The organism is Paenibacillus hodogayensis (genome assembly GCF_039536325.1).
Lineage (GTDB): Bacteria > Bacillota > Bacilli > Paenibacillales > NBRC-103111 > Paenibacillus_AB > Paenibacillus_AB hodogayensis.
The window spans coordinates 1-22917 of record NZ_BAAAYO010000002.1; the positions used below are offsets into that span (position 1 = coordinate 1).

The following is a 22917-nucleotide window of genomic DNA, read 5'->3' on the forward strand; positions in this document are numbered from 1 at the left end:
CAAACGCCGCTCCAGCTAAAGGTTCCTTAATTCACTGTCCACTTTCTTGACATAAGTCCATATTTCATATAAAACAGTCGTCATTGCCTGGGAAAGATCGTTTCCTGTATGAAATATCGTACAAAGCGGCGGCCTTCCCTCCAACGACATTCTCTCCCTGCGCGCTCCAGTCAACATCATCATGGGTCAAGCACTGATTGAGCCGTTATTTTAAAATAAACGGCATCCTTCCTCCGGCCTCTTCCTTATTCCGGCAGGCAAGCCGCCGCCACGACGTTGTGGAAGCAATTGCGCAGCCGCACGACCGACTTCTCCCGCCCGTAATGCACCCGGTTCGTAAGCAGCACCGCGAAGCAGTCTTTCGCCGGGTCCATCCAGATGCTCGTTCCGGTGAAACCGGTATGGCCGAAGCAGCGCGGAGACAGGAGGTCGCCGGAGGCGTCCCAAGGGTCGCCTTGAAGCACCCAGCCCAAGCCGCGGTTGGCCGGCAGTCCGTCCGTATGGCTGCGAATAGCTGTCGCTACGGCCGCTTCGCTGAGCAGACGCCCCTGCCCGCCCTTGCCGCCGGCCAGCCACATGGCGGCATACTTCGCCAGATCGCCAGCCGTCGAGAACAGACCGGCATGGCCGCTCGCTCCACCCAACGCTCCGCAGTTCTCGTCATGCACCTCTCCCCATTTGTGCCGATCGAGAGCATCGTCGTATTCGGTCGCGGCGATGCGCGGAAGCAGCTCTTCCGAGGGCAAATAGCGCGTATCCGTCATGCCGAGCGGCTCGAACACATGCTTGGTCGCAGCAGCCGCAAGCGGCTCGCCGAACAAAACCGAAGCGATCTCCCCCAGCGTAATGAAACCGAGGTCGCTGTACACCATCTTCGTTCCGGGCTCGTATTCGAGCGGCTGAGCGTAAATATGCGCCTTCACCTCGTCCGGGGACCAGCCGTGCGAGTACAAGTCCTTGTGGGACAGCAGGCCGGACGTGTGCGACAGCAGCTGCTTGACCGTTACGGCCGATTTTCCCGCCGCCGCGAAGGCGGGGATATACTCGGCAACCGGGTCCCCGAGCCTCAACCGTCCCCGGTCCGTAAGCAGCAAAATAAGCGGCAGCGTCGCCACCACCTTGGTCAAGGAGGCGCAGTCGTAGATCGTATCCGTCTTAACGGCAATGGAGCCGTCTCCGTCCGATCCGGACGTTGCGGACGTATGCGCCTGCCCGGCAGTATGTACGCCGGCTATCCGGCCATGGCGGCCGATCAGCGCCGCGCCGCCCGGCGTATCGCCACGCGCGACCGCCTCGTCCAGCAGCCGGAACGCATCCCCGATCCGCTCCGGGTCCATATTCGCTTGCACAGCCGTACTTGTATGAAGCTCGCTCATTCCGTTACGCCTCTCTCCCTGAAAACGTCCGCATCGCACGGCCGTTCCGTTATTTGGTTGACCTGATCTAGTATAAGCGCTTCCACAAAAGAAGAAGCGGCAGGGCTGCCCGCGCCTTGCGCGCGACAGCCCGCAGCCGACAGCACCCGCCGAATCGGCGATTCTGCTCCGGTCGCCACTCCTTACCCCGGCAAAGCCAGCTTGCCCATAATCGTCGCCACAGGCGCGCCCGTAGCCGAAGGCAGCGTGTTCGGCACGCCGAACAAAAAGTTGTTCCCGAACAACGCGAACGCCACTGCTTCCTTGGCGTCGCTCGACATGCCGAGTGCATCGGTGGAAGTAACCGTCTGCTCCGGCAGCAGACCGGCGATCATCGCCAGCAGCGTCCGATTGTGAGCGCCTCCTCCCGACACGACGATCTCATGCACGGTCATGACCGGCAGCACGTAATCACGGTAGCTCCGGGCGATCGAATGCGCCGTGAACGCCGTGAACGTCCCTACGATGTCGGCGTCGGACAGACCTTTCTCCCGCATCCGCCCGATCCATTGCTGCGCATAAGCTTTGCCGAACAGCTCCCGTCCAGTCGTCTTGGGCAGCGGCATGGAGAAATACGGATGGCTCATCATCTCCGCCACGATCGTCTCGTCCGCCGCCCCCTGCGCTGCCCATTGCCCTCCGTCGTCATAGCTTTTGGCGCCGCCGGACAGTGTATGGACCGCCTGATCGATCAGCATATTTCCCGGCCCCGTATCGAAGGCGACGACCTGCTCCGGCAAACCGCCGGCCGGAATCGCCGCGCAGTTGCCGATGCCGCCGATATTTTGCAGAATCCGTCCCTTCGCTTCATGACGAAACAGAATAAAATCGGCGTAAGGCACAAGCGGCGCCCCTTGCCCGCCTACGGCCATATCGGCGGTCCGGTAGTCGCCGACGACCGGCTTGCCGGTACGCTTGGCGATCACGGAAAGGTCGCCGATCTGCAGCGTCGAGCGCACGAGCGACCAGTCGGCGGGGTCGGCGGCCGGAATATGCCAGATCGTCTGGCCGTGCGAGCTGATGAGGTCGATGTCGTTCATGGTCAGCCCGGCTTCCCGGACGGCCCGTTCGGCTGCGTCCGCCAATACGTCGGCGATATAAAAGTTCATCCCGCATACTTTCGCCACATCGGAATGCTCTAGGCTGCACAGCTCCTTCAGCTTCTCGCGCAGCGTGTCGTCGTACGCGACCGTCGTGAACGAGAGCAGCTCCGTCTTCGTATCCAGCCCGCTGCCCTCCACCTTCACGATGGCGGCATCTACGCCGTCCAGCGACGTGCCGGACATCAGACCGATAATCAGCCGGGACGGCTTGGCAATCAAATTGGCGATCATGAAGGTTGACCTCCCGTGTAAGCCGGATATTCCGGCGAGATGGATACGGGCAGCCGCCCGTGCGGGCGAATCGATCCGGCGAGCGCCTTCGCTGCAGACTGCAAAGCGAGCGGCCGCGATTCGTAGACGGCGATATACGCCGGAACGTCCGGGAAAGCCGCGATATCGTAAGGATTGCGCAGCGCCACGACGACCGGCCGTGCTCCTGTATCCAGTATAGCACGGACGAACGCCGCCTGTTCGGGCCGGAGGGAGGCGTTGTACGTGCCGATGACGATTTGCTTGAAGCCCGAGGCCAGCCGGACCAGTTCATCGGTATGCTCGGCAACGCGGTCAAGCGGGATCGAGCGTTCCTCCGTATCCACGCCTTGGGCGGCCAGCGCCTGACCGAGCGTCAGCGGCAGGTCGAGCGATTCGTCAACCTCGGACACGGCTGTCGCCTGTACGCCGATCACGAGCGTCCGTTCCCGCCCGAGCGGAAGCATCCCGTCCTCCGCCTTGACGATCGTCACGCTCGCTTCGCTGATACGCCGCGCCGTCTCGCGGTGCTCGGGGCTGCCGACCTTGCGAAACGCCTCGCCGGCGAAATAAGCTTCGTCCGCAGCCGTCGCTACGGTTTCCGCCGTTACTCCGCGCTTATGCTTCATCGCAAGCAGCCGCTCAACGGAAGCGTCGATACGCGCCTCGCTAATACGCCCGCTCTCCACAGCCGCGACCAACGCTTCGATCGCCTCTTCCTGCAAATCGTGACGGTGGCTGATCAGCACGCAGTCGGCTCCCGCTTCAACGGCCATGACCGCGGCGGCGACCGTGCCGTAATGATCGAAGATCGCCTTCATTTCCATGCAATCGGTCATGATAACGCCCTGGAAGCCCAATTCCTCGCGCAGCAGCCCGGTCAGCACGTTGCGGGACAGCGTAACCGGCAGCTTTTCCGTTTCGAACGAAGGGAAATAAATATGAGAGGACATGATCGCATCGATACCTGCCTCGATGGCCCGCCGGAACGGCGCCAGCTCGACCTCGTAAATCCGTTCCCGCGCGTGCCCGATCGTTGGCAAATCCAGATGGGAGTCCGTATCGGTATCCCCGTGTCCCGGAAAATGCTTGGCCGTGGCGGTCACGCCTGCTTCCTGCAAGCCTGCGATCGCTTGCACGCCGTAATCGCCTACCAGCTGCGAGGACTCGCCATAAGAACGCACTCCGATAACCGGATTCGCCGGGTTCACATTCACGTCCAGCACCGGCGCGTAATTCAGATTGACGCCCAGCGCGCGCAGCTCCTCCCCTGTAATCCGGGCGGCCTCGTAGGCCGCTTCGGGCTCTCCGCCGGCCGCTATGGCCATATTACCCGGCATCAGGGCTACGCCCTCGGTCAAACGGGCAACCATGCCGCCTTCCTGATCGATCGCGATCGTCAGCGGCGGGACGCCCGCCTCCTCGGCGATCCGCTGCAAGCCGGCATTCATCGCCGCCACCTGACGAACGTCGCGCACATTGCGGGCAAACAAAATAACCCCGCCGATATGCCGCTCGCGGATCAACCGGGAAATGTCCTCGCCCGGCTCGAAGCCGTGAAAGCCGCAATGAAGCAATTGCCCGATTTTTTGACGCAGCGTCATCGCGGATAGCTGCTCCGCGACAGCGCCCGGCGCCGCCCTATTTCCTCTGCTCGTGTCGCTCAACGTCTTCTCCTCCTCAGTACCCCAAATCATAGCTATTCCATCTGTAATCGTTCAAAACGTTTCCGCTTCGCCCCCGTGCTATCGTTACTCATAAAGAAGATAAGGCTCGCGCTCGCGTTTCCATTCGTCGGCCTCAAGGTTCCACCGCTCCACGATCCGCTCGACTTCCTGCGCATCGTGTGCTTGGGTGCGCACCAGCTCGCTGCCGCTCAAATAGTCGATGAACGGCTTGCGCCCTTCCTTAAACGGCGGAATCCAATCGAAACGGTCCGGCGCCAGCCTGGATGCCTGATGGACAAGCCGCAGCCCCGTCTCCACCGCGCGGAACGACGCCGGATCGGTCACATAGAGCTGAACCCCGGAGCATAACTCGCCCTGATGCTTGGAAAACGTCGGCGTAAAATAGACCGGCTGGAAATGCACGCCCGGCAAGCTTTGCCGGTTCATCTCCGCCGCCAGCCGACTGCCGTCCAGCCAAGGGGCCCCGACCAATTCGAACGGTCTCGTCGTCCCCCGGCCCTCCGAAACATTCGTACCTTCGAACAAACATGTGCCGGGATAGACGCGGCAAGAATCGAGCGTCGGCGTATTGGGAGACGTCATGATCCAAGGCAGGCCGGTCTCGGCAAACCCCATCGTCCGCCGCCATCCTTCCAGACGCACCACCTTCAATTCGCACGGCTTCTCCAAACGACTGTTCATGTACATGGCAAATTCGCCGAGCGTCATCCCGGTCAGAAACGGAACCGGAGCGATGCCGACGAACGATTCGAAGCCGGGAACCAGCTTGCCGCCCTCGCAGCCGTTGCCCCCGAACGGATTCGGACGGTCGAGGACAATCAAAGCTTTGCCGACTTGCGCGCATGCTTCCATCACATAAGAAAGCGTAGCCAAATAAGTAAAAAAACGGACGCCGATATCTTGAATATCGAACAGCACGACGTCCACATGCGACAGCATCGCCTCGGTCGGCTTCTTCGTGTCTCCGTACAGGCTGAATACCGGAACGCCGAAGCGGGGGTCTGTTTCGTCGCCGAATAAGACTCCCGCTTGCCGTTCGCCGCGAATGCCGTGCTCGCAGGCGAACAGCGCCGTCAGCTTGGCGTCGGTCAACGCCCCGCAGCGGTCCACCGTCGGCACGAACTTACTGTCGAGCGCAGCGGCGCAAGTCACCAAGCCGACGCGGGCGCCGGCAAACACCGTAGCCGACGCTTCCTCGAGCTGATCCGCCCCTGTCCGCACCTGCGGAATGGTTCTCGAAACGTATGTCATCGTTTTCCCCACCTTCCCTCTCCCTACGCCTGCATCCGGCTTATCTCCCTATAGCCGACGCGGCGTCAAACCGTTCTCCCGGCAAAGGCTGAAGCGTCTCTTCTTTGGAGGAGCCGTTCTCGCCGTCCTCTTTCTCGAACCGGCCCAACACGTTGGCGGTCACGAGATTCGCATAGATGCCGTACATGCCAAGGAACAAGCAGCCGAAACCGACGATCGTAATCCCGAGCAGCACGGTTAGGCACAGCAATTGGATAAACGCTCCGATCGTATAGCCCGGATGGCGCAAAAACAGCTTCACGCTGCGTCCCATAGCGGCAAAAACGCCCATGCGCTCCTGCACGATCAGCGGGAGAGCATACACTTGCGAGACGAGCACCATCGCCACGAAATAGGTCTGGAATACGGCAAGCGCCAGGGACAATGTGCCGGACCGGCCCCCGTAATACCACCAGGTCGATACGATGATCAAGGAGAACAGCGAATACACGACGGCAAGCGCAAAAGAAGGCAGCAAAAACGTCCAAGCTCCGGCAAACATCGTCCGCACCTTCAGCTTCGCGCCTTTCATCATCCGGTGACTGGCATGGAGCGCCCCTGCGCAAAGCGGTACGAACAGGAAAGGCAGCACCAGCAGCGATAGGCCGACCGGCAGCAAAAAAACGAACGGTACAAGCAGCAATGCCCCGACGATGCTGAGCAGCGCGACGGGGACAATGTCTTGATACACCCTTTTTGCCGATTGAATGACAATGTTGCTAAGTTTACGCATTCCCTTGCATCTCCTTTCATACAAAACGACGCCGGACCTTAACCGGCCGGGACGCCCCTGCCTCCGGCAGACGAATAGTCCGCCGGGCAGAGCCGCCCGCCCAAAGGGTCTTCTTATTGGACCGCGATACGTTCTTCCGTCTTCGGATCGAAGAAGTGCATTTTGTTCGGGTCGAATATAAAGGTGATCGTCTGACCGAGCCGAATATCCGTCTCCGGATTGACCCGTGCCGTCACCATCCGCTCGCCGACGCGGAAGTAGACCAGCGTCTCCGCTCCCAAATGCTCGATCACCTGAACGGTCGCGTTCATCGAGTTAACGTCCGAAATGTCCATCTTTTGCGCGAACAGCGGGTCGTAAATATGCTCCGGTCTGACGCCCATTGTAACCGGCTGTCCTTCGTAAGCTTTCAACGCCCGGATCTGCGCTTCGCTCAAAGTGAAGGTCGCGCCTTCCAGATGAGCTTTGCCGTTCTCGAAGCGGGCATCCATGAAATTCATCGCCGGGGAGCCGATAAATCCGGCCACGAACATATTTTGGGGCTGGTTGTACAGCACCGACGGGGAAGCGATCTGCTGCACGCGCCCCTTGTTCATGACGACGATCCGCTCGCCGAGCGTCATCGCTTCCACCTGGTCGTGGGTGACGTACACGATCGTCGCGCCGAGACGCTTGTGCAGTTCGGCCAGTTCGACGCGCATCTGGATGCGCAGCTTGGCGTCCAGGTTGGACAGCGGCTCGTCAAACAGGAACACCTGCGGATCGCGGACGATCGCGCGGCCTACGGCAACCCGCTGACGCTGCCCGCCGCTAAGCTCCTTCGGCTTGCGGTCGAGCATTTCGGTCAAGCCGAGAATGTTCGAGGCGTCCATTACCTTTTGCTCGATCTCCGCTTTCGGGCGCTTCAGGTTTTTCAGCCCGAACGACAAGTTTTCCTTGATCGTCATATGCGGATACAGCGCATAGTCCTGGAACACCATGGCGATATCGCGGTCTTTCGGGTGCAGATTGTTGACGATCCGGTCGCCGATAATGATATCTCCGCTCGACTGCGTCTCCAGACCGGCGATCATGCGCAGCGACGTCGTTTTGCCGCAGCCCGAAGGGCCGACGAACACGACGAACTCTTTATCCTGAATGACGAAATTCGAATCCGATACGGCGGTGAACGTTCCGCGCTTTTCGTCGTGGTATTCCTTGATTACATGCTTAAATTCAACTTGAGCCATGCGGTTCCCTCCTAAATGACATCGTGAGCGGTCCTGTTGCGACAAGCCCTTATCCTTTTACCGCTCCGATCGTAATGCCCTGCAGGAAATATCGTTGCAGCGCGAAGAACAGCACCATCATCGGCAGCGCGCCGATCGTCGCACCGGCCATAATCGCCCCGAAGTCGGTCGCTTCGGCGAATCGGAAGCTGGCCAGGCCGACCTGAATCGTGCGCATTTGATCGGTTTGCGTGACAAGCAGCGGCCAGAAGAAGTCGTTCCAGCTCGCGACGAAGGTGAAGATCGCCAATACGGCCAAGCCCGGCTTCGCCATCGGCAATATAATTTTGCGGAAAATACCGAACTCGCTGCAAGCGTCGATCCGCGCCGCATGAATAAGCGAGGTGGGCAAGGTGGACATGTACTGCTTCATCAGGAATATGTTGCCTACCGTAACGATGGACGGCAATATGATCGCAGTATACGAATCGGCCAGGTTGAACACGTTGATGACCAATACGTACAGCGGAATGAGCGTAACTTGAGCCGGGATCATCATCGTGCTGAGCAGCACCCAGAAGATCGAGTCGCGTCCGGGAAACTTCAGCTTGGCGAACGCGTAGCCGGACAGGGAAGCAAAGAACAGGTTGGTGACGGTAATGACCGCCGAGACGAACAACGAATTGAACAACCAGCGCAAAGCGTTCGTTTTCGTAAAAAACCGTTCATAAGGAGCGATGGACCATATGCTGGGCCACATTTGCGGCCGGAAAGAAGCCGACGATTGCGAATCCTGGAACGAGCCGATGACCATCCAGTACAGCGGGATGATCGTAATGATGACCCAAAGCAGCAGAACGGCCGCCGCAATGCTGATGAATATCACTTTGGATTGCTTGGACACTAGCGACCGCCTCCTTAATATTCAATATCCGACGAGAAAAATTTGAACTGAATGACCGAAACGAGCACGATAATGCCGGCCAGTACGAACGATTGCGCGGAGGCGAGGCCAAAATCGTAGAACACGAACGCCGACTGGTACACGAGATAGGCAATTGTAGTCGTGGCGTAGTTCGGTCCCCCGGACGTCATCAGGTAAACGCTGATAAACACCTGGAACGATGTGATTACTCCGGTTACCATCAAATACAGCGTCGTAGGCTTGAGCAGAGGCCACGTAATCTTGCCAAACTTCGCCCAGCCGCTGGCGTGGTCGATGTCAGCCGCCTCGTAGAGCGATTTCGGAATGCCGCCCATAGCCGCCAAATACAATATAATGCCGCTGCCGTGAGCGCCCAGGTAGTTCATCAGCATCAGCGAGAACAAAGCCTTGTTCGACTGTCCGAGCCAGACGACCGGATCGAGGCCGAACAGGCCGATGACGCGGTTCATCAAGCCGGAGGCGGTCGGATCGAAGATCGCCAGCCAGACGAGCGAGATCGTTACGCCGGACGCTACTGCCGGCAAATACAACGAAGCCTTGAAGAACGTTTGCCAGCCGTTTTTCATCTGGAAAATAAAGAATGCCAGTATAAACGTGATCGCGATATTGACCGGCACGGTGCCTACGGTGAAAATCACCGTGTTTTTGATCGATTTCCAGAACACTTCGTCCTTGATCATGTAAGTATAATTGTCAAAGCCGATCCATTTGGACTGCAGCACGTTATATTTCTGAAAGCTCATCAGAAAGGCCGAGATGACCGGGTAAAACGTAAACAGCAAAAATAGCAGCACCGGGGCCAAGATGAACAAGTACGCCCAGCCGTAATCTTTCCAGAACTGAACGAATTTCGAGTTCGGAGCCTTCGGTCCCGGTATTGCACCGACCGATCTATTGTTCATTACAATCCTCCTCAATCAAATTCCGGTTTTGTTCGCAAGAGAAGCTTATCCGGAATGCAGTCTAACACATGACGTGAAACGCCCCATATGCTGCCATACAGGGCGTTGGTCCGTCATGCTTCAAGTACGCGCACGGAACAGCGTCGACGCCGGGGCGGCTCCGCGGCAATGGGCCGGACGCGGAAGCCGTCGTATCCGCTCCCGCACCGATCGCTCTTCCCTCGCGTTTTGAACCGTTAAAGGTTTGCCTGCTTAGCGCAGCATTTGCTGCCCTTTGCTCTTCAGCTCTTCTACAGCCGCTTCAGGCGTCTTCTCGCCCGTAAGCAGCGCTTGGAAGATCGGTCTTTCCACTTGCTCGCGGTACTGCTTCAGCTTGGCCGCTTTGTCGACATCAATGGTGAGCGATACTTGCGGAGCAAGCGTTTCGCGCATTTTTTGCGATACCGTAAAGTTGATCGGCTTGGCCAAACCTTTGCCCTCGAACTCTTTCGCCTGCGATTTGCGCACGAACGGCAGACAGAGCTCGTTGGCGGAATTGCCGGCTTTGGCGCCGCTCAGCGCTTCCATTACCAGGAACGTATTTTTCTTGTGCTGGTCGCTGGTTGCGCCCTTTTGCGTAAACGCGACATAGCCTTCGCCTGCGCCCGCCGTTACGCCGTAGCCTTTAACCGACGAAGAGTGCGGAACCGGGAGCTGGATATATTCGATCTTCTCGCCTTGCACCTTGCCGGAATCGATGTCCTTGTTGCGGTTGTCGATCATAACGTCGTAATAAGGAATCGCTTTGCTGATAATGGCCGCTTGTCCGGCATAGAACATTTCCGAGCGCTTGGCCGGCTGCAGGGCGACCGTTTCTTTCGGCAGCACGCCGTCCTTAACAAGCTTGCTGATAAAACCGATGGCGTCGGCAATTTTGCTGTCGTTCCAGATGAAGTTGCCCTTCTCGTCCACCGCGTCGACCAGGCCGGCGCTGCGGCTGATCATATCGAGGAAGTCGATCGACGAGCCGTCGGTTACGAGCGCATATTGCGTGTTGCCGTCAGGCAGCTTTTTGTTCAGCTTCTTGGCCGCTTCGAGAAACTCGTCCCACGTCCAGCCGTTCTCTTGAATCTTCTTGTAATCGACGCCCGCTTCTTCGAGGATGCGCTTATTCGCTCCCCAACCCCAAAGCGACTGGTACAAAGGCATGCCGTATTGCTTGCCGCCGAACTTCATCGTATCCAGCGTTCCGGGCAGGTAGTCATTCTTGATCTCGTCGGTCATGTAGCTGTCGATCGGCAGAGCCAAGCCCGTGTTGACGTATTGACCGTTCATGCCGCTGAAGTACAGATCGGGCGGATTGCCGGCATTGAGGGCGACGTCGAATTTTTTCGGCCCTTCGGCCCAGGACAATACTTCGTATTCTACTTTAATGTTAGGATTCGTTTTATTGAAATCGGCAACCAACTGCTTGATATCGTCCTCATATTTGGCATGAACCGGATAAGTCCACACTTTAACAGTATCGGGTGCCGCGCTTGGTGTCGAACCGTCCGCCTGAGGCGTTTCCGCCGTCTTTCCGCATGCTGCGGTAACGGTAGCAAACACGACTACCATGGCTATGGAAAGCCATTTGTTCAATTTCATTTCTCGTTCCCCCTTGATTGTTGGTTGAATTCGGCAGTTTCCGTTTAGTTTGCAATCATGCCCGGCTTGTTATTCAAAAATGTTTCCCGGGGAATGATGAAGAGACGGACAATGTCCTTCCATCCGTTATGTTCCCGAAAACGTTTTCTTTCTGCTTCTGCAAACCGCCGAACCGGCAACAGACGGCTTTCCTGACTGCCATATGGAGAGGCTAACGTCCACATGGGCTATTATATCGCCTAGGAAATAATATTTCAACAATAATTTAATATCGATAAATTTTATTTTACAAAGCCTTAGCATTCCCTTATACTTGAACTGACAAGAGAACATGCACAAGCGATTTTATAATCCAATACTATGCGATTAGCATGGAATAAGCGGGTGAACAGTGTTGCATTACGTCATTGGCATTGACGGCGGGGGCACGAAGACCGAAGCGCTTCTGCTCGCCGAGGATGGACGGGAATGGCGCGGTTTTACGGTCGATTCGACCAACCCTCACGCCATTACATTCGAAATGGCTGTCCGTCACATGGAAACACTGCTGGACCGGGTATTTGCCTTTCCCGAAACGCAAACGATGACCTGCTCCGCCATCTGTCTCGGCTTATCCGGCGTCGACACCGTGGAGGAACGGGCGCGCTTCCTTTCTTATATGGAAGATTATCGGACCAGACACAAGCTGACCTTCGCCATCTTCATGAACAATGATGCGCAAATCGCGCTGATGGCGACGCTTGGAGACGACCGGGGCATCATCGTCATATCGGGCACCGGCTCGATCGCATACGGGCTGACGGAAGAGCGGAACAAATACCGCGTTGGCGGTTGGGGGAACCTGCTGGGCGACGAAGGCAGCGGGTACGACATCGGCATCCGGACGCTGCGCGCCGCGATGCGCAGTCATGACGGGATCGAACGGCCGACGATGCTCGGCGCCATGATCGTGGAGGCTTACGGCTTTCAGGCGATTACCGATCTGCGCACTTATATTTATCAACCTCATATGAAGAAACACGATATCGCCAAGTTTGCGGAGCTGTGCATCCGCGCCGACGAACAAGGCGATGCCGTCGCCAGAACCATTATGGATCAGGCGGCCAAGGACTTGTCCGATACGGCAGCCGCGCTGATCCGCAAAGACGCCTGGTTCGAACAATGCAGCCTGGTCACGACCGGCTCGATCTTTCATTACGCCAAACGATTCGCGGAGACGTTCCGACAGGAGCTGCTGCTCCATGCGCCGCTGATCCGGATTCATCCGGCGACGCGAGAGCCGGCATACGGCGCCGCGCTGCTCGCTTGGCGACAACTACGACAAAACTGACAAGATAAAGGGGCTAGACGGAATGAGCAATTTGCTGAACGAACTGACAACGGAGCAGGTGAACGAACGCACGAAACAGATAGACCGGCTGCCAACAGAGGAGATCGTCAAGCTGATCAACAACGAGGACCGGCTGATTGCCGATGCGCTAGGGGCGCTGACGCCGCAAATCGCCGAAGCCGTGGATCATATCGTCCGTTCGTTTCGCAGCGGAGGCAGGCTGTTCTATGTGGGCGCGGGAACGAGCGGACGTCTCGGCATCCTCGATGCCAGCGAATGCCCGCCGACCTTCGGCACCGATCCTTCGCTCGTGCAGGGATTGATCGCCGGCGGGTTCCGCGCAGTTAAGGATGCCGTAGAAGGCGCTGAGGATAATGAAGAGCTTGGCGCTCAAGATATGAACGAGCACGCGATCGGCCCCAAAGACACCGTGGTCGGCATCGCCGCCAGCGGACGGACGCCCTATGTGATCGGCGCCATGAAGCGGGCTAAAGAGCTGGGGGCTTACGTGGTGGGGCTGTGCAACAATCACCATACACCGATGATCGGCATCGCCGATCTTATGATTGAAGCGGTCGTCGGACCGGAAGCGATACTCGGCTCAACCCGCATGAAGGCAGGAACGGCGCAGAAGCTGGTGCTAAATATGCTGTCGACCTCCGCGATGATCCGCCTGGGCAAAGTGTACGGCAACCTGATGGTCGACCTGCAGCCGACGAACGGCAAGCTGGTCCACCGGGCCAAACGGATTATCGGCATGGCGACCCAGGCTTCGCAGGAGCAGATCGACGAAGCGTACCGACTGGCGGACGGCCACGTGAAAACCGCGATCGTGATGCTGCTTGCCGGCGTAGACAGGACGCAAGCCGGAAAACTGCTGGAGCAAAGCGGCGGCTTTGTGCGCGGGGCCATCGACCCGGCAGCGCAAACGAACTGACAGTATGACCAAAAACCCTCGAGGCCCGCTGGCTTCGAGGGTTTTTGGCTTCATTTTTGTCGTTGGGGGCCGAGCACAGCCCTTACAGCAGCTTGAGCCCGCTGATCAGAATAAGCGAGGCCATAATGGCGCGCAGCGGCTTCGATGGCAGCTTGGCGCTTAAGGAACTGCCGATCCAGACGCCGGGCACCGAGCCGATCAAGAGCTGGAACGCCAGCCCGAAGTCGACGTTGCCGTAGCTGGCATGCAGCAGCCCCGCTGCGGTTACGAGCAGCAGCGCATGGGCGATATCGGTGCCGACCAGTCTGGAGGCTTGAATCCGGTACAAATACATAAGCGCGATCGCGAACAGCGAGCCCGAGCCGATCGAGGTTAGACCGACGATAAAGCCCAGCACGAAACCGATTCCAATGGTCATGGCCTTCTTCTGTTCGAGCGGCTTCGCCTGCCAGCGATTTTCCGATCCCTTCCGCTCGAACAGCTGCTTGGCGATCGTCAGCACCGCCACCACGATCAGCATAATGCCGAGCGCGAAGCGAACGATCTGCTCCTGATTATGATAAAAGGAAGAAAACTGGTGCAAAGCGACAATCGATACGACCGCGCCGGGGATACTACCCGCGGCCAAGAAAAACACAAGGCGTATTTCCACCGTCTTCTGCCGGAAATGTTGAATCGTCCCGAACAGCTTCGTTACCGAGTTGTAAAATAAATCCGTCCCGACCGCCAAGGTCGGGTTAATGCCCACGAGCACCAATATCGGAGTCAGCAGCGCCGCCCCTCCCACGCCGGTCAAACCGACCAAAAAACCGACCAGCAATCCGAGCAGCGAGATGCCCCAGTCCATCTCCATCGTGTTTCTCCTCCGCGTCAATCATATCCGATTAATATACTAGGATTATAGGGGGTTTTACCCAGTCTGTAAACCATTTCTTTTCGGACGGACCCACCGTCCTTACCGCCCGCATTGGCCTAAAGGCAGTGTATTCCTTGCCGGGCTCGTCGGTGCCCGCCGGAACGGTATTTTGGCCGCCGACGGAGACGGCCGTATGAGTGCGGACAAGAAAGGATTGGACTGCCCCATTGAATATGATACAGTTTAAACGTGCGAATACAAAATCTTTTTTCTGTAAGGGGACTGCATCCATGAATCGTGAAGTCCAGCAATTTAAAGCGGAATTTTTTAAAGCGTTGGCTCACCCTATGCGCATTCGAATTTTGGAGGTATTAAGCGAAGGGGACAAAAACGTCAATGAGCTTCAGAGCATACTGGAAAGCGAAGGCTCGGCCGTATCCCAGCAGCTGGCTGTTTTACGCAGCAAAAACGTCGTAAGCGGCACGAAGGACGGCACTTCGGTCATTTACTCCCTTCGGGACCCTCTGATCAAAGATCTGTTGGCCGTAGCCAAGCAAATTTTCGACAATCATCTTGTAGACGCCATTTCCATGCTGGAGAACATCCGAACCAAGTAAGGGCAAGATGCGTTCGCCGGGCGCATCTTATTTGCCGATTGACAAAACCGGAATTACGGGTGTATATTCGCCATATATTCAAATAATCAAATATATAAAATTTATAATATTTATAATATTTATAATATTTATAAAATACGAAAAGTAAGAAGGTTTTGGAATGAGAGGGTCGGGGAGATTTGAAGGGTACAGCATCCGTTCCTTGCGCAGAGATCTTCTTGCAGGGACAATCGTAGGGGTCGTGGCGATTCCGCTCGCCATGTCGTTCGCCATCGCTTCGGGGGTGAAGCCCCAATTAGGCCTTTACACGGCCATCGTCGCCGGGTTTCTCATCGCCTTGTTCGGCGGCTCCCGGTTTCAGATCGGCGGTCCTACCGGCGCGTTCGTGCCGGTTTTGCTCGGCATCGTGCTGCAATACGGATACGCGCACCTCCTCCTGGCCGGCATGATGGCCGGGGTTATTCTCCTTGTGATGGGATTGCTCAAGCTCGGCGCGTGGATTCAGTTCATTCCCAAACCGGTCGTCGTCGGATTCACGTCGGGGATAGCCGTTATTATCTTTACCGGGCAAATTGCCAACTTCCTGGGACTGGATCACCTGCCCAAGCATGAGCGGTTTTGGGCCACCATGCAGGAAATCGTCACCCACCTTGCCTCCGCGAACCTTTACAGTATCATTACCGCGGCTATCAGTCTGACCGTCCTGCTCGTCTTCCCCAAGCTGTTTCCGAAGCTTCCTGCTTCTTTGGCCGGGCTTGTCGCCTCCACCGTCGTAGCAGCCTCTATGTTTAAAGGAAAGCTGGCGACGATCGGCTCCGCCTACGGAGCGATTCCGGATGCGCTGCCCACGTTCGCCTTCCCGCCCATGTCCCTCGATCTGGCGCTTCAGCTGTTTCCTTCGGCTCTGGTCATCGCCCTGCTCGGCGGGATCGAGTCCCTGTTGTCTGCCGTCGTCGCGGACGGCATGACGGACGACAAGCATCGCAGCAATCGGGAGCTCGTCGGTCAAGGGATCGCCAATATCGTCGCCCCGCTGTTCGGAGGAATTCCCGCCACCGGGGCGATCGCTCGCACGGCCACCAATATCAAGAGCGGCGCCGTCTCCCCCTTCTCGGGAATGATTCACGCGCTCGTTGTCTTGCTCGTTCTGGTGCTGGGCGCGCCGCTCGCTTCCGCGATTCCGCTCGCCGGCATGGCGCCGATCCTGATGCTGGTGGCTTGGAATATGAGCGAAAGGAAGACGTTTGCCCGGCTGATCGGCGCAAAAACCGGAGATTCCCTCGTGGCCGCGGTTACGTTCGCGCTTACAGTGCTTATCGATTTGCCTACGGCCGTAGCGGCCGGACTCGGTCTGGCGATTCTCCTCTTCGTGAAGCGGATGCGGGATGTCCTGACGGTCCGGCAGATGCTGCCCGACCCGGCAGAGCCTGACGAGAATGGGAAGGGGCACCTTGTGACCGAAGGCCGCGACTGTCCGCAGATCGCCATTTATACGGTCGAGGGGCCTCTGTTCTTCGGCTCCGCCAGCCTGTTCGAAGCCCGCATGATCGACGAGCTGCACCGGCAGCCACACGTACTGCTGCTTCGCTTGGGGAAGGTTTCGTTCGTCGACGCTTCCGGAGCGGCTGCGCTGGAGCATATCGTCAAGCGGTCGGCGCGTTCCGCCTGTATGGTGCTCGTCTCCGGCATTTCTCCGGGTCCCAAATCCTGTTTGAAAAAGCACGGCTTGGTCCGGGCGATCGGGGAAAGCCGCTTTTTCGACCATACGGGAGACGCCGTGCGTTACGCGCTGGGCGAGGTGGACGCGAATCGGTGCCTGGGCTGCCGGCAGTCCGCATTCCGGGAATGCGCCGCCTGGGCTGCCGGAGACGGACAAAAGGGCGTCGCGAGGGCTGTGTCTACCGCAGAAACGGCCTGCGACCGGGAACGCGAGCCTGCGCCGTACCCCGCTTCGGCGACGGGCGTTCCTCCCGATTGTTAAGTCCGCAAGGCCAGTTTATTCCCGCAAATGGATATGCCTCCTGCATTTGCATTGCTCGATGCTCCCTTATACAATGAAGGCAGCAGAACGACTTGACGCGGCCAACACAACCGCAAGGGAAGGAAGAATGATGCGATGCAATGCGAGGTGCTGACGGCCGGCTATTCGTACCATACGAAGCCGTTTCTATCGGAGGCTTATCCCGGACTGACCCATTACTTATTCCGTTTTCAGTCCGAGGGCCGGTGCAAAGTGCTGGTCGACGGCACGCTCCGCACCGTCGAAACGGGGGATTTGCTGGCGCTCAAGCCCGGCGACCCGTATGAGCTGCAAGTCGAAGCCGAGACGCAGGCTTCCGGCGAGTCGGCTGTTGCCAGCGGCGATTACTACTTCTTTTGCCGCGGGGAATGGCTGGATCAATGGTGGCAGGAGCGGACGCGGCCCGCCTTGATCAGCATCCCATTGCACGACGACCTGCTCTCCATCTGCCGCCAGATCGTATTGGAGCATTACCGGAGGAAGCGCCCTTATAAACAAATTACCGATTATTACATGCGCATCTTCTGCCTGACCGTCGACCGCGAGATGACCGCCCACTCGGCCAGAGCCGACGGCGGTCAATCGTTCCTGGCACAGCGAATGCGCAATTACGTCGAGGAGCACGCTCTCGAATCGTTCAAGCTGGAGGATGTCGCCCGCAACGTCGGGCTGAGTACGTCCCGGGCGGTTCATTTGTTCAAAGCCTGCTTCGGCCAAAGCATTATGCAATATGCGCTGCGCATGCGGCTTTCCATTGCGAGGGAGCGGATGCTGTACAGCCCGATGTCGCTGGAACAGATCGCCGAGCTGTCCGGCTTTAGCAGCTATTCGTACTTTCACCGGACGTTCCGCGCCCGCTACGGGATCTCGCCGAAACGATACCAGTTGGAGCTGCTGCGGCAGCCGGCGGGGCGGGAAGGGGAGACGGAGGGCATCGGCCCGGCTGGGCCGGCAGGGTGAGACCAGTAGACCGCCCGTCTTGCAAGGCTGCGGGCGACCACCGTGCCAAACCGACGTTCCACGAAGACAACTTTACCGGACCAGCCAGTTCAATTTCACTGCCGCGCCGTTTGGCGGAGCCGTCGCGAAGGAGACCGTAATATGCGTTTCGTCGGCACTGTCTACCCATACCCCGGACAACGCTGCCGCTTCCGATGCGGAGCTGACATGATAGCTGCCCGTCGTCGGCGCATAGCCGAGTTGGTGGACGATCCGGAAGGAAGCAGCGATAAGCCACCTTCTTCACTATAGGACATTCTTTCGATTGCCGTTCAAATTATTGCAGTACGCCCGACAGCTTGCGTCCCCCAACAAGGAAAAGCCCCGCCCTTCAACTTTACGTTGAAAAGCGGGACTCGATTATGCGTACGTCGTATTCAGCTATCCATTTATGCCAATCCGTTTGCCTTGATCCAGCCGATGCTGTTTGCCATCGCTTCGAACGGCGGGTTTTGCGTAAGGTCCTGCTCGTAGATCAGCCATTCCGCTCCGGCTTCGTCCGCCGCGTTGGCGATCGCCTTCAGATCGACCGAGCCCGTGCCAAGCTCGACGGTCAGCCATTTGCCTTCCTCGGTGCGGCGCAGGTCCTTGAAATGAACGAGCGGAATGCGCCCGGCATACTTGCCGATCGTCGCGATCGGGTCGTGACCGGCTGCATAAACCCAAGCGGAGTCCAGCTCCACCTTGAGCGTGCCGGCCGGTACCGTATCGAACAGAGCGGCCAGCGCCGTTTGGTCGCCGACGTTTTCTTCCAGCTCGAACGCATGGTTGTGGTAGCCGAACGGAATGCCCTGCTCCGCGCACTTGCGGCCAATGTCTTCCAGCAGGCCGAACGTTCTGCGCCATGCCTCTTCGCTGTCACGGTATTCCTTACCCAGCCCCGGACAAACGATGTAAGAGCTGCCGATCGTCTTATTGAAGGCGATTTCCTCGTCAAGCGCTTCCTCCAGCCGTTTGATCCCGACATGGCTGCCGATCGCTTTCAGCCCCAGCTCGTCGAGCAGCTTCTTCAGCTCGCCCGCTTCCAGCCCGCCGTAACCGGCAAATTCGACGCCAGCGAAGCCCGCTTCGGCTACTTTGCGCAAAGCTCCGACGAAATCTTTGGACGTTTCTTCGCGGAGCGTATACAATTGAATCCCGACTTTCCAGGAGCTCATCAGCGATCACCTCATCAATGGTCTGTGCAAATCCTTCTTCGTTACCATCTAACCATACGCCGCAGTTCCTGTACATGCCGGATACACAAAAAAGATAGCGAATCTGGCTATCAATCGCCCAGCCATGCGAAAAGACCCCTTGCCGTCGAACGCTGGCAGGGGTCCTTCCGTTTAAGCCGTATGGCTGCGGATCGCTTCGTTGATTCTTTCGCGGCATGCGAGCAGCCAAGCCGCGTCCCGCGGATAAACGTCGAACGTAATCGGGGCGTCCGTTCCTTGCTCCATCAGCTCCAGCGTCCGCTCGCGGCCGATCAGCGATTCGAGCAGCGTAAGCGCCCGCAGGTCCTGAAGCGCTTCGCGGAACACTTCGAGCCGCAGCGACTCTACCGGAGTGCCGTCCTCGCCCGGATAGACGACGAACGGATCGCCGGACGGGAAGGCGTAGTTCGCATCCGTATTGCGATACGGATCGATCGGAAAACGCGAGTATTGCGCATACCAGAAATTATAGCCCCAGTGCAAAAAGCCGGCGATCTGAAACTTGTATAGCTGCAAGCCTAACACGCGGTTGCGGGCAGACGGCATGCTGATGAACCGGTTGGCCACCTGCTTGTACTGGGAACAGCAATAATAGGTCCACAAGCCGGGCACGGCGTTTTGCAAAAACGGCTCAATATGGTTGCTTGCCGGTACTGGCGTCGGCACAAGCCCTTTTTCATAAAAATCGTAGTCCGACAGCGCGTCGATCGACGGGAAATCGCCGACAAACCGTTTCAGCAAACGGCTGGCGCTCTCGTACCACGGAATGTGGTCCTTGTGAGGCTCGTCGGATACGTGAAAGTATACCCGTTCCTCCAGCCCGTTGCTGCGGATGAACCCGACCAGCTCCGGCAAAAACTGCTCCAAGAAGCTTTTGTAGCCCTCCCCGGTGGCGTCCGTATCCCAGCCGAAAATCCGCTTCGTCTCTCCGTCCTCGACAGCGACTATCTTAGGCGCATGTTTCGCCCCCCACTGGGTAAACAGATGGGACAGCTCGAAATAGCGCACGCCGTTCCGGTCGCACATCTCGACCCAGCGCTTCAGCTTCTCGAAGCCGAACGTATAGGCATCGCCGGCCTTCTCTACATCCACGAGCTGCACGGTCGGCCGTTCGCCGCCGATCGCCGTATCGAGCGGCGGAGTGAACAGAGGCGTCAGCAGCATATTGATGCCATGGGCGACCGCCGTTTTCACATAGTTGTCGACGATTTCCCAATAACGCTCGCTGAAGACGTCGACCCCGTAATAAGTGGCGAGGCAATCCGTATGAAACCATTCCGTATGAATCAGCTTCTGCTCCGGCAGGGCGGCAGCCAGCACGTCCAGCTCCAGCGTCTCGCGGGCGAGCTCCTGACCGTCCTGGCCCGTAAAGACGACCGTAATCGGATAGGAGCCTGCCGGCACCCCTGCGGACAAGTCGACCGTTACCCAAATAGAGCGCCATTGGTGCGGCAGACCGGTCAAGCCTTCCGCTTCCGTTACGGGCAGCAAGGGATCGGGATACAAGCCCGGCGTGGAGCGCAGCACGTGTTCATCATGGTCGTGATACACCGGCATCTCGGCGGGGACCAGTCCGACCGTACGGACGGCGATGCTCGATGCCAGTGCGGATTCGACCCGAATCTGGATCTTTTTGGCCAGTTTGGCAGAGCGGTAGGCAACCTGATAAGAAAACGTTTCCTTTTGCAAAGCGGTAGCGCGGCGGAACTCGGCGGCTTGCAGCTCTTCGTCGGCAAACACTTTCTCGAGCGAGCTGATGGTGCGGGTAGTGAAAGATGAATGGGCGGCGGTCAAGTGTAGCTCCTCCTTTGATTAGGAAACGTATGATTTGATAAATGAAACCAAATGAAATTAAAAGAACATATTCACTCAGCATTATCATATCATAGCCGCACTTGCGAATCTATACGATCATAATCTCAGGAGCTGCTGCAATAAGAGAACAACTCTTCGGATCAGATTTCGGAAGCCCGCCTCAGGGAAAATGTTTGACATTTCCGAATAAAGTGAATATTATAATTCAAACAACGAAAACGATGAACCGGAGAAGTACGCCGATTCCGCAGCGCACAGAGAGCCGTCCCTAGGCTGGGAGGACGGCGGCCGCGACCGGGGGAACGACACCGGCGAGTTCCGCCTGAACGATCGCTGACGCTTGCGATCCGGTAGGAGCGGACGTCCCCCTCGTTACGGGGCTTTGAGCGATCGCGCTTCGCCGCGTGATAATCAGGGTGGTACCGCGAGCCGTTATATCGAACCTCGTCCCTTTTGTGGGGACGGGGTTTTTCTGCATGTTCGGGATTGCCGGACGTACGGAAGGCGGGGTTACGTTGTGGACGTATATTTCAGGGGAGGTGATGCGCATGGACGACGGCGACGATGATGATGACGACGATAACAACAACCATTTCGGCAAAAGCCATTATGACGATCGACCGGATGCCAACCGGAGATCGAACCACGAGGAGTGTATAAACCATGTCAACCCATTCATCCGTTCAGCCGCGCACGCTGTGCGCGAATCTCCCCGACTATGCGGAACAGCCGGTTATGCTCGAAGGCTGGGTGCACAGTATCCGGCGCCTGGGCGGCCTCGCCTTCCTGAATGTGCGTGACCGCAGCGGCATCGCGCAATGCGTACTGGAGGGGGAGCTGGCCAATGCCGCGCTTGCCCCGGAATCGGTCGTCGCCGTGAGCGGCGTAGCCGTCCTAGCGCCGAAAGCGCCGGGAGGCGCCGAGCTGCGCGCCGCCTCCGTAGACTGTCTGAGCGCCGCCGCCCCTTTGCCGTTTGAATTGAACAAGAAGACGATCCCGGCCCGGCTGGACACGATGCTCGATCATCGGGCCCTTTCGCTTCGCCATCCGCAGACGCATGCGACCTTTACCGTCCAGTCCGCCTTGGCCGGGGCGTTCCGGGAATTCATGAGCGGGCGCGGCTTCACCCAGATTTTCACGCCGAAGCTTGTGGCCGCCGGCACCGAGGGCGGTTCCAACCTGTTTCCGGTCGATTATTTCGGACGGCGGGCTTATTTGGCCCAATCGCCGCAATTTTACAAGCAGATGATGGTCGGGGCCGGATACGAGCGGGTGTTCGAGATCGCGCCCGTCTACCGGGCCGAGGAGCACGATACGTCCCGTCATCTGAACGAATACGTCTCGCTCGACGTCGAGATGGGCTTCATCCGCTCCGAGGAAGAGCTGATGGAGCTGGAGGAGGAGCTGCTGCGCCATATGTTCGGCGAGGTCGCGCGGACGTGCGGGCCGGAGCTGGCGCTGCTCGGCGTCGAACTGCCGATGCCGCGGGACATTCCGCGCATTCCGGTCGCCGAGGCGCAGCGCATTTTGCAGCAGCGGTACGGCAAGACGTCTCCCAAAGGAGACCTGGACCCGGAAGGCGAGCGTCTTCTGTGCCGGTACGTAAGCGAGCTGAACAAACCGGCGTTCGTGTTCGTGACGCGCTATCCGCGCGACATCCGCCCGATGTACGCCATGCCGGCGCCGGAGGACGGCACGCTGACCGCGTCGTTCGACCTGCTGTTCAACGGTCTGGAAATTACGACCGGAGGGCTGCGCATCCACGACTACGGCCAGCTTGCCGACTCCATCCGCGAGCGCGGGCTCGACCCCGGCAGCTTCGCCGGCTATCTCGACCTGTTCCGCTACGGCATGCCGCCCCACGGCGGTTTCGCCATAGGGCTGGAACGGCTGACGTCGCGGCTGCTCGGGCAAGCCAATGTGCGCGAGGCGTCCGCCTTTCCGCGGGACCGGAGCCGGCTGACGCCCTGAACGGCTTGGCCGAACC

General features: G+C 58.3%; 20 protein-coding genes and 1 other annotated feature. Of the genes, 6 read left to right on the forward strand and 14 right to left on the reverse strand.

Annotation, left to right across the window (positions count from 1 at the left end):
• Window positions 1-245: 245 nt before the first annotated feature.
• From ABD796_RS05670 to ABD796_RS05715, 10 genes are all read right to left on the reverse strand, one after another.
• Window positions 246-1376, reverse strand: coding sequence for a serine hydrolase domain-containing protein (locus ABD796_RS05670; protein WP_344904291.1), 1131 nt, complete (start codon window positions 1374-1376; stop codon window positions 246-248).
• A 182-nt stretch (window positions 1377-1558) separates the two neighbouring features.
• The gene (locus ABD796_RS05675) at window positions 1559-2749 is read right to left on the reverse strand and encodes an anhydro-N-acetylmuramic acid kinase (protein ID WP_344904294.1); all 1191 of its coding nucleotides are present in this window, start codon (window positions 2747-2749) and stop codon (window positions 1559-1561) included.
• Window positions 2746-4434 carry a beta-N-acetylhexosaminidase gene (nagZ, locus tag ABD796_RS05680; RefSeq protein WP_344904297.1) on the reverse strand — a complete coding sequence of 563 codons (1689 nt, stop codon included), beginning with the start codon at window positions 4432-4434 and terminating at the stop codon, window positions 2746-2748. The genes ABD796_RS05675 and nagZ overlap by 4 nt, the downstream gene beginning before the upstream one ends.
• A gap of 84 nt (window positions 4435-4518) precedes the next feature.
• The gene (locus ABD796_RS05685; RefSeq protein WP_344904301.1) at window positions 4519-5706 is read right to left on the reverse strand and encodes an exo-beta-N-acetylmuramidase NamZ family protein; all 1188 of its coding nucleotides are present in this window, start codon (window positions 5704-5706) and stop codon (window positions 4519-4521) included.
• Between the two features lie 40 nt (window positions 5707-5746).
• Entirely contained in the window at window positions 5747-6478 is a 732-nt protein-coding gene (locus ABD796_RS05690; protein WP_344904304.1) for a DUF2189 domain-containing protein, read from the reverse strand.
• Window positions 6479-6591: 113 nt separating this feature from the next.
• On the reverse strand, window positions 6592-7707 hold the full coding sequence (locus tag ABD796_RS05695; RefSeq protein WP_344904307.1) for an ABC transporter ATP-binding protein: 1116 nt from the start codon (window positions 7705-7707) through the stop codon (window positions 6592-6594).
• A 49-nt stretch (window positions 7708-7756) separates the two neighbouring features.
• Window positions 7757-8590 carry a carbohydrate ABC transporter permease gene (locus ABD796_RS05700; protein ID WP_344904310.1) on the reverse strand — a complete coding sequence of 278 codons (834 nt, stop codon included), beginning with the start codon at window positions 8588-8590 and terminating at the stop codon, window positions 7757-7759.
• Window positions 8591-8604: 14 nt separating this feature from the next.
• Window positions 8605-9534, reverse strand: coding sequence for a carbohydrate ABC transporter permease (locus ABD796_RS05705; protein WP_344904313.1), 930 nt, complete (start codon window positions 9532-9534; stop codon window positions 8605-8607).
• Window positions 9535-9786: 252 nt separating this feature from the next.
• The gene (locus tag ABD796_RS05710; protein WP_344904318.1) at window positions 9787-11160 is read right to left on the reverse strand and encodes an ABC transporter substrate-binding protein; all 1374 of its coding nucleotides are present in this window, start codon (window positions 11158-11160) and stop codon (window positions 9787-9789) included.
• Window positions 11161-11204: 44 nt separating this feature from the next.
• A complete protein-coding gene (locus ABD796_RS05715; RefSeq protein ID WP_344904322.1) occupies window positions 11205-11384 on the reverse strand; it encodes a hypothetical protein in 180 nt (59 codons plus the stop codon).
• 170 nt (window positions 11385-11554) lie between these two features.
• On the opposite strand from ABD796_RS05715, the gene ABD796_RS05720 reads away from it, so the two are divergent.
• Entirely contained in the window at window positions 11555-12490 is a 936-nt protein-coding gene (locus ABD796_RS05720; RefSeq protein WP_344904327.1) for an N-acetylglucosamine kinase, read from the forward strand.
• A 22-nt stretch (window positions 12491-12512) separates the two neighbouring features.
• Window positions 12513-13427, forward strand: coding sequence for an N-acetylmuramic acid 6-phosphate etherase (gene murQ / locus ABD796_RS05725; RefSeq protein ID WP_344904330.1), 915 nt, complete (start codon window positions 12513-12515; stop codon window positions 13425-13427).
• Window positions 13428-13509: 82 nt separating this feature from the next.
• Here murQ and ABD796_RS05730 read toward each other — a convergent pair whose 3' ends face one another.
• Window positions 13510-14274: a sulfite exporter TauE/SafE family protein gene (locus ABD796_RS05730; protein ID WP_344906257.1), complete on the reverse strand. Its 765-nt coding sequence runs from the start codon at window positions 14272-14274 to the stop codon at window positions 13510-13512.
• A gap of 299 nt (window positions 14275-14573) precedes the next feature.
• On the opposite strand from ABD796_RS05730, the gene ABD796_RS05735 reads away from it, so the two are divergent.
• The 3 genes from ABD796_RS05735 (at window position 14574) to ABD796_RS05745 (ending at window position 17880) form a co-directional block, all read left to right on the forward strand.
• Window positions 14574-14900 carry an ArsR/SmtB family transcription factor gene (locus ABD796_RS05735; protein ID WP_344904333.1) on the forward strand — a complete coding sequence of 109 codons (327 nt, stop codon included), beginning with the start codon at window positions 14574-14576 and terminating at the stop codon, window positions 14898-14900.
• Window positions 14901-15060: 160 nt separating this feature from the next.
• The gene (locus tag ABD796_RS05740; RefSeq protein WP_344904335.1) at window positions 15061-16881 is read left to right on the forward strand and encodes a SulP family inorganic anion transporter; all 1821 of its coding nucleotides are present in this window, start codon (window positions 15061-15063) and stop codon (window positions 16879-16881) included.
• Between the two features lie 135 nt (window positions 16882-17016).
• Window positions 17017-17880, forward strand: a complete 864-nt coding sequence (locus ABD796_RS05745) for a helix-turn-helix transcriptional regulator (protein ID WP_344904338.1) — start codon at window positions 17017-17019, stop codon at window positions 17878-17880.
• A gap of 428 nt (window positions 17881-18308) precedes the next feature.
• Here ABD796_RS05745 and ABD796_RS05750 read toward each other — a convergent pair whose 3' ends face one another.
• The 3 genes from ABD796_RS05750 to ABD796_RS05760 all read right to left on the reverse strand — a co-directional run bounded on the left by ABD796_RS05750 (window position 18309) and on the right by ABD796_RS05760 (window position 21595).
• Window positions 18309-19076: a sugar phosphate isomerase/epimerase family protein gene (locus tag ABD796_RS05750; protein ID WP_344904341.1), complete on the reverse strand. Its 768-nt coding sequence runs from the start codon at window positions 19074-19076 to the stop codon at window positions 18309-18311.
• Between the two features lie 171 nt (window positions 19077-19247).
• Window positions 19248-20909, reverse strand: coding sequence for a DUF4091 domain-containing protein (locus tag ABD796_RS05755; RefSeq protein ID WP_344904344.1), 1662 nt, complete (start codon window positions 20907-20909; stop codon window positions 19248-19250).
• Between the two features lie 233 nt (window positions 20910-21142).
• Window positions 21143-21385: a binding site (T-box leader), on the forward strand.
• Between the two features lie 75 nt (window positions 21386-21460).
• The gene (locus ABD796_RS05760; protein ID WP_344904347.1) at window positions 21461-21595 is read right to left on the reverse strand and encodes a hypothetical protein; all 135 of its coding nucleotides are present in this window, start codon (window positions 21593-21595) and stop codon (window positions 21461-21463) included.
• Between ABD796_RS05760 and aspS the strand changes: the two genes are divergently transcribed.
• A complete protein-coding gene (aspS, locus tag ABD796_RS05765) occupies window positions 21594-22901 on the forward strand; it encodes an aspartate--tRNA(Asn) ligase (RefSeq protein ID WP_344904350.1) in 1308 nt (435 codons plus the stop codon). The genes ABD796_RS05760 and aspS overlap by 2 nt on opposite strands.
• Window positions 22902-22917: the final 16 nt, after the last annotated feature.

Bases quoted from the DNA above. Each gene is read 5' to 3' on its own strand.
- ABD796_RS05750 (WP_344904341.1), bottom strand. From the start codon at position 19,076: ATGAGCTCCTGGAAAGTCGGGATTCAATTGTATACGCTCCGCGAAGAA.
- ABD796_RS05740 (WP_344904335.1), top strand. From the start codon at position 15,061: ATGAGAGGGTCGGGGAGATTTGAAGGGTACAGCATCCGTTCCTTGCGC.
- murQ (WP_344904330.1), top strand. From the start codon at position 12,513: ATGAGCAATTTGCTGAACGAACTGACAACGGAGCAGGTGAACGAACGC.
- ABD796_RS05760 (WP_344904347.1), bottom strand. From the start codon at position 21,595: ATGGTTTATACACTCCTCGTGGTTCGATCTCCGGTTGGCATCCGGTCG.
- ABD796_RS05685 (WP_344904301.1), bottom strand. From the start codon at position 5,706: ATGACATACGTTTCGAGAACCATTCCGCAGGTGCGGACAGGGGCGGAT.
- ABD796_RS05745 (WP_344904338.1), top strand. From the start codon at position 17,017: ATGCAATGCGAGGTGCTGACGGCCGGCTATTCGTACCATACGAAGCCG.
- ABD796_RS05690 (WP_344904304.1), bottom strand. From the start codon at position 6,478: ATGCGTAAACTTAGCAACATTGTCATTCAATCGGCAAAAAGGGTGTAT.
- ABD796_RS05675 (WP_344904294.1), bottom strand. From the start codon at position 2,749: ATGATCGCCAATTTGATTGCCAAGCCGTCCCGGCTGATTATCGGTCTG.
- ABD796_RS05705 (WP_344904313.1), bottom strand. From the start codon at position 9,534: ATGAACAATAGATCGGTCGGTGCAATACCGGGACCGAAGGCTCCGAAC.
- ABD796_RS05710 (WP_344904318.1), bottom strand. From the start codon at position 11,160: ATGAAATTGAACAAATGGCTTTCCATAGCCATGGTAGTCGTGTTTGCT.
- ABD796_RS05735 (WP_344904333.1), top strand. From the start codon at position 14,574: ATGAATCGTGAAGTCCAGCAATTTAAAGCGGAATTTTTTAAAGCGTTG.
- aspS (WP_344904350.1), top strand. From the start codon at position 21,594: ATGTCAACCCATTCATCCGTTCAGCCGCGCACGCTGTGCGCGAATCTC.
- ABD796_RS05695 (WP_344904307.1), bottom strand. From the start codon at position 7,707: ATGGCTCAAGTTGAATTTAAGCATGTAATCAAGGAATACCACGACGAA.
- ABD796_RS05715 (WP_344904322.1), bottom strand. From the start codon at position 11,384: ATGTGGACGTTAGCCTCTCCATATGGCAGTCAGGAAAGCCGTCTGTTG.
- ABD796_RS05730 (WP_344906257.1), bottom strand. From the start codon at position 14,274: ATGGACTGGGGCATCTCGCTGCTCGGATTGCTGGTCGGTTTTTTGGTC.
- ABD796_RS05670 (WP_344904291.1), bottom strand. From the start codon at position 1,376: ATGAGCGAGCTTCATACAAGTACGGCTGTGCAAGCGAATATGGACCCG.